Here is a 5831-nt window from a genome sequence, read left to right on the forward strand (position 1 = left end):
TTAGTTATATTAGTATATTGTAATGAAATTAAATAATGTATATATTATAGACAATAAAGATGTAATAGCTTATGATTGCTATATAATAATTTTTCTCATTAGGAGGTACCCAATGGCAGTAGATGTTTCTAGAACACAAGATGTATATAAAGATGCAGGCCAAAGTGTTAACTTTACAACCTTATTATTAAATCGCAAAGATCGTGACGCAGAACTTGAAGTTATCCAAGATATGGCAGACCGTATCCAAGCCATTAAACGTTCTGTTAGTATTCGTGCGAATGGTGAAGGATTGGGTATTGCCTTTGGTTTTAGCCGCAAAGCATGGGATTATTTGTTCCCTAATGCACCGGTACCAAAAGAGTTAGAAGATTTCCAAGGTATTAAAGGGGATAAACAAGACGTACCAGCTGTAGCAGCAGATTTATTTTTACATGTACGTTCTAATGATGAATCCGTTACGTATACTGTAGTAGATCAAATTATGGGATTCTTACGTCCTATTACATCTGTAGTCGATGAAACTCATGGTTTCCACTATGAACAAGGTCGTGCTATCATCGATTTCGTTGATGGTACTGAAAACCCTGTTGGTCAAGAGGCTGTTGAGTGGGGGGTTATTGGCGATGAAGATCCTGAATTCACTAATGGTTCTTATGCATTTGCTCAAAAATATGAACATGATCTTGATGCATGGCGTGCACTTCCTACGGAAATGCAAGAAAAATTCATTGGCCGTCGTAAATTCAGTGATATTGAATTAGAAGATGATGAAAAAGATCCAGCAGCTCATAATGTAGTGGCTCAAGATAATCGCGATGATGAAGAACATAAAATCGTTCGTATGAACGTACCGTTTGCTCAACCTGGACAAGGTGTACGTGGCACATACTTTATCGGTTATGCTCGTTACTGGGATGTAACTAAAACAATGCTTACTAATATGTTTACGCAAAACGATAAATTGCTTGATTATTCCAAACCTATTACAGGTATGCTTTTCTTCATTCCATCCCTTGATACATTGGATGCTATTGCAGAAGGCGAGTTATAATCGACATAGCTATTTGATGTATATTTTTATAGTTCGTGATGCTCTATTTTGTTAGCAGTAAACAATTCGAGTAAAAATATCATTTAATTCTATAGAAGCGCTCCTTTTAGGGGCGCTTTTATGCTATAATAAATCTATTAAACTCGTAAAATCCATTGTAGTTATGAATGAGGTATTCCATGAATTATACTAGCACCCGCGGTACCGTTGCGGTAAATGAAACATATGCATTGTTGCACGGCTTAGCAGAGGATGGTGGTCTATATGTACCATCTTTATTCCCTACAAACTGCTTAACTTACAATGATGTGAAAGATAAAAACTATCAAGAGGTAGCAGCTGTTGTATTATCCAAGTTGTTCCCATGTTTCTCAGAAGCTCATTTAAAAGAAATGATCAACTCTGCATACAGTGATGCTAATTTCAGCACTCGTGATATTGCACCGTTACATTCCTTATTAGAAAAGGTTTCTGTCCTAGAATTATTCCATGGCCGTACACAAGCTTTCAAAGATATGGCATTGTCTTTATTCCCATATCTATTAGTAGCGGCAAAAGAGGCTGAAGGTGAGAAAAAAGAGGTTCTTATCTTAACGGCTACATCTGGTGATACAGGTAAAGCTGCCCTTGAAGGCTTTAAAGATGTACCTGGTACTCACATTCAAGTATTCTACCCAACTGATGGCGTAAGTCCAATGCAAGCTGAGCAAATGCAAAAGCAAGAAGGGGACAACGTTAATGTTACTGCGATTCACGGTAACTTCGACGATGCGCAACAATTCTTGAAACGATTATTCGTTGATAAGGCTACTGCAGAAGAGGTTGCTGCAAAAGGGGTTATATTCTCTAGTGCGAACTCTATTAACATTGGCCGCTTGGCACCTCAAGTGGTTTACTATGTGAACGCCTATGCAGAACTTGTTGCACAAGGTGCCATTCATGAAGATGAAGCATTTAACGTTGTAGTGCCAACTGGTAACTTCGGTAATATCTTGGCTGCTTATTACGCTAAAAAAATGGGTATTCCTATTGGTAAATTGATTTGTGCATCTAACCAAAATAATGTGCTTACTGATTTCTTTAAAACTGGCACATACGATATGAACCGCCCATTCTATACAACGATTTCCCCATCTATGGATATTCTTGAGTCTTCTAACTTTGAACGTTTCTTATACTATATCTCTGGTGAAGATAGTGAACGCACAGCTGGTTGGATGAAAGATCTTAAATCTACAGGTAAATTGACTGTAAACGAAGAAGAGTTCAGTCGCGTTAAAGCTAATTTTGCAGGTGCCTATGTAGATGACGAAGAAACAAAAGCCATCATTGAGCAAGTGTACAATTCCTATGGTTATGTAATGGATCCTCATACTGCGGTAGCTATGGGTGCATACATGAAGGAATTAGAGAAACACCCAGAAGATGGTGCGCGTCATACAATTATTGCATCTACTGCACATCCATTTAAATTCCCTACAGCTATTTGTGAAGCTTTAGATATTAAAGTGGGTGAAACACCGTATGAAAGCTTAGATAACATTTCTGCTGTAACAGGTGTAGTATTCCCTAAACAATTGGAAGCATTGAAATCTAAACCATTGCGTTTCACAAAAGCAATCAATAAAGAGAATATGAAACAAGAAATTCTTGATTTTGTAGATACATTCTCTAAATAATAGGATGCCGCCTTTCGCTAGAAGGGCGGCATATATTTTGGTTTTATATATTCTATATCTCCTGTATAATAGATTGCTAAGATAGATAATACAGGGATAGTAACTATTTAGTTGTACTATAGTGTATTTGTATAGGGAGGTAGTATGGCTAAAAAAGGCCTTATGTATGCATTATTGTCGGCACTCTTATTGAGTACGATGAATTTATTTGTAAAGATGCTAGGCTCTAACATTCCATCTGGGGAAATTGCTTTTTTCCGTGGTTTATTTGGAACCATAGCTGTTCTCATCGTTATGTATACGCAAGGTATCCGATTCTCGAAAGAGGATAGAGGACATCTTGTTATGCGTGGCTTATATGGCGGCTTTGGCATGGTATGTAATTTTATTGCTTTAGTGCATTTAAAGTTATCCGATGCAACGATTTTATTTCAAACATCAGGTATATTTGTATTGATATTTAGCGCCTTATTTCTTAAAGAACGGGTACCTAAAGGGGCTGGGAAATGGCTTCTTTTGATCTTTGTAGCTGTAATGGTTATGGTAAATCCGTTTAGCTTTACTGGCTTTACTTGGTTTGCCTTAGTAGCTATTTTAGGGGCTGCTTTATCTGCGGCTGCGTATACGACTATTCGCCTTATATCTAAGCGAGGCAAGCATAGTAATTTTGAAATCATGGCGTATTTTATGATTACGGGCATGATTGCAGGTCTCGTTACAACTGACAAACTCGTTATGCCTCAAGGCACAGATTGGCTTATCATCTTGGCGATTGGTGGTATTAGTGTAGTGGCTCAGTTCTTCTTGACTGGTGCCTTTGTTACAACTAACGCTGTAGTGGCACAATTCTTACAATATGTTGGTGTATTCATCAGTTCCTTCTACGGCTTCTTGTTCTTTGGTGAAAGCTTATCTATTGAAACGATAGGCGCTGGTGTGGCGATGTTCGTATCTTCTGTTATGTTGGCTCGCCTCAAAGAACAAAGTGGACCTTTACAAGAAGGAAAGGTTATAGAGGATAAAATTAAATAATTGTCGAATCTATACAATAATAGACGTTGTATGACAGTAGAGGTGCTAATCACATTCGTGATTGGCACTTTTTAACATGGTGCGAAAAGTACGCATAAATACTGATTTATTACAATTTTAGATTGACCTATGAAAAACTATATTAAATAAATTCGAAAAACTACATCGAAAAATATTGACATCTCTTCATCTTTCCTTTATGATTAGTACAGTTATTAACGCATTCTCAATTAAGTGTATCTAGGAGTAGTGAGAAATGAAAGAATTTTTGAACGATTTTAAAGCTTTTGCATTCAAAGGTAACATGATGGACCTAGCTATTGGTATGATTATTGGGGCTGCTTTCACAGCGTTGGTTAACTCCGTCGTAAGCAACTTGTTCATGCCTATTATCAGCTTGTTCACAGGCGGTATTGATTTCAGCAACTTGTACTTGCCATTAAGCGCAGGTTCTAAAGACGCATTCATGGCTGGTGCAGATATTGCTACAGCACGTGCAGCAGGCTCTGTATTGCCATACGGTACATTCATTACCGACTTGATCCAATTCTTGATCTTGGCATTCGTTGTATTCTTGATGGTTCGCGCATTAGCTAAAATGATGAAAAACGCGAAAGAAGAAGAAGCTGCTGAAGCACCTACAACTAAAGAATGTCCATTCTGTAAAACAGAAATTCACATTGATGCAGTTAAATGTCCTAACTGTACATCTGATTTGAAATAGTCAACACACTAAGAAAGAGTCCTAGGAGCAAAACGCTTTTAGGACTCTTTTTGTTTGAAGTTAGCTATGAATTTTGGTAAATTTCCAATTATAGGATACAATATAGATACATATAGTTTTCGTTGTAAATGATATGTTGTTACAGCATTTTAGAATATATAGAAGGGATGAAATGATTATGGAACGTAAACCATTAGTAGTGGTACCTGGCTTAGTGCGACGTGATGCTATTGCCTATTTACAAGAACATGTTGACGTACGTCAGTGGACAGAAAAAACTAAAATGCCTAGAGAGGTTTTAAAAGAATGGTTACGCGATGCTGATGGCTTGTGGTCTATCAATTCTATATCGGTTGATGCAGATCTTGTGAAAGACGCGCCTAATTTAAAGGTCATTGCACAAGCCTCAGTAGGCTATGATAATGTAAAGATTGATGAACTTACGGCGGCAGGTATCCCTTACGGTAATACACCGGGCGTACTTAACGAAACAGTGGCAGAACTCGCTTTCACATTGATTGCTACGGCCAGTCGTCGCATTATTGAAAATGCAATTTTTGTAAAAAATGGCCGTTGGGCTGAGCGTCCTTCTAATATTAAGGGCTTTGATTTGAGTCGCCGCACATTGGGTATCATTGGTATGGGCGCCATCGGTGTTTCCATTTCTCGACGTGCTCGCGCCTTTGGTATGACCGTTGTATATCATAATCGACATCAACGTAATGATGATAAATTGTATAGAACAACATATATGGAATTAGATGAGTTACTTGCTACGAGTGATGTGGTATGTATCATGGCGCCACTTACGGATGAAACGTATCATATGTGCGATGCCGAGTTTTTTAAGAAAATGAAAAAGACCGCATTGTTCGTCAATGTAGGTCGCGGTGCCATCGTTGATACAAATGCACTCATCGATGCCCTTAAAACTGGTGAAATCGATTATGCTGCACTTGATGTAACTGATCCAGAACCACTACCAGCAGATCATCCATTATTGTCCATTGATAACTGTCTAATTGTTCCTCATATTGGTTCGTATACAGATCGGACGCGATATGATATGTCCATGTTGACAGCGAATAATATTATTGCTGGTGTTCATAAAAAACCTCTACAAACATGTGTTAACGAAGAGGTGAATTATAAAATGTGCGGTCCTATATAAAATATGGTAAAATAAAAGAATATTTATCGTATGGAGGTTGTAACGTTGGAACATAAAGATACTGAACAAACTGTAGCTCCTGAAGAAGTTGTATCCATTAACTTTATCGAAGCTGAAATAAATAAAGATAATGAAGAGGGCGTATATGGTGGTCGTGTACATACGCGATTC

General features: G+C 37.8%; 5 protein-coding genes. All 5 read left to right on the forward strand.

The annotated features are described in order from the left end of the window. The first annotated feature begins 112 nt into the window (after window positions 1-112). The 5 genes from QZ548_RS07340 to QZ548_RS07360 all read left to right on the forward strand — a co-directional run bounded on the left by QZ548_RS07340 (window position 113) and on the right by QZ548_RS07360 (window position 5660). Window positions 113-1054: a Dyp-type peroxidase gene (locus QZ548_RS07340; protein WP_039969057.1), complete on the forward strand. Its 942-nt coding sequence runs from the start codon at window positions 113-115 to the stop codon at window positions 1052-1054. Between the two features lie 179 nt (window positions 1055-1233). Continuing rightward, window positions 1234-2733: a threonine synthase gene (thrC, locus tag QZ548_RS07345; protein WP_119209112.1), complete on the forward strand. Its 1500-nt coding sequence runs from the start codon at window positions 1234-1236 to the stop codon at window positions 2731-2733. Window positions 2734-2877: 144 nt separating this feature from the next. Then, window positions 2878-3765 carry a DMT family transporter gene (locus QZ548_RS07350; RefSeq protein ID WP_119209111.1) on the forward strand — a complete coding sequence of 296 codons (888 nt, stop codon included), beginning with the start codon at window positions 2878-2880 and terminating at the stop codon, window positions 3763-3765. A gap of 256 nt (window positions 3766-4021) precedes the next feature. Then, window positions 4022-4489, forward strand: a complete 468-nt coding sequence (gene mscL / locus QZ548_RS07355; RefSeq protein WP_295869385.1) for a large conductance mechanosensitive channel protein MscL — start codon at window positions 4022-4024, stop codon at window positions 4487-4489. 178 nt (window positions 4490-4667) lie between these two features. Further along, window positions 4668-5660 carry a D-glycerate dehydrogenase gene (locus QZ548_RS07360; RefSeq protein WP_295869387.1) on the forward strand — a complete coding sequence of 331 codons (993 nt, stop codon included), beginning with the start codon at window positions 4668-4670 and terminating at the stop codon, window positions 5658-5660. Window positions 5661-5831: the final 171 nt, after the last annotated feature.

This window comes from uncultured Veillonella sp. (assembly GCF_915069625.1).
Lineage (GTDB): Bacteria > Bacillota > Negativicutes > Veillonellales > Veillonellaceae > Veillonella.

Excerpts from the sequence above, each read along its gene's own strand:
- QZ548_RS07340 (WP_039969057.1), top strand. The coding sequence starts at position 113 with ATGGCAGTAGATGTTTCTAGAACACAAGATGTATATAAAGATGCAGGC.
- thrC (WP_119209112.1), top strand. The coding sequence starts at position 1,234 with ATGAATTATACTAGCACCCGCGGTACCGTTGCGGTAAATGAAACATAT.
- QZ548_RS07350 (WP_119209111.1), top strand. The coding sequence starts at position 2,878 with ATGGCTAAAAAAGGCCTTATGTATGCATTATTGTCGGCACTCTTATTG.
- mscL (WP_295869385.1), top strand. The coding sequence starts at position 4,022 with ATGAAAGAATTTTTGAACGATTTTAAAGCTTTTGCATTCAAAGGTAAC.
- QZ548_RS07360 (WP_295869387.1), top strand. The coding sequence starts at position 4,668 with ATGGAACGTAAACCATTAGTAGTGGTACCTGGCTTAGTGCGACGTGAT.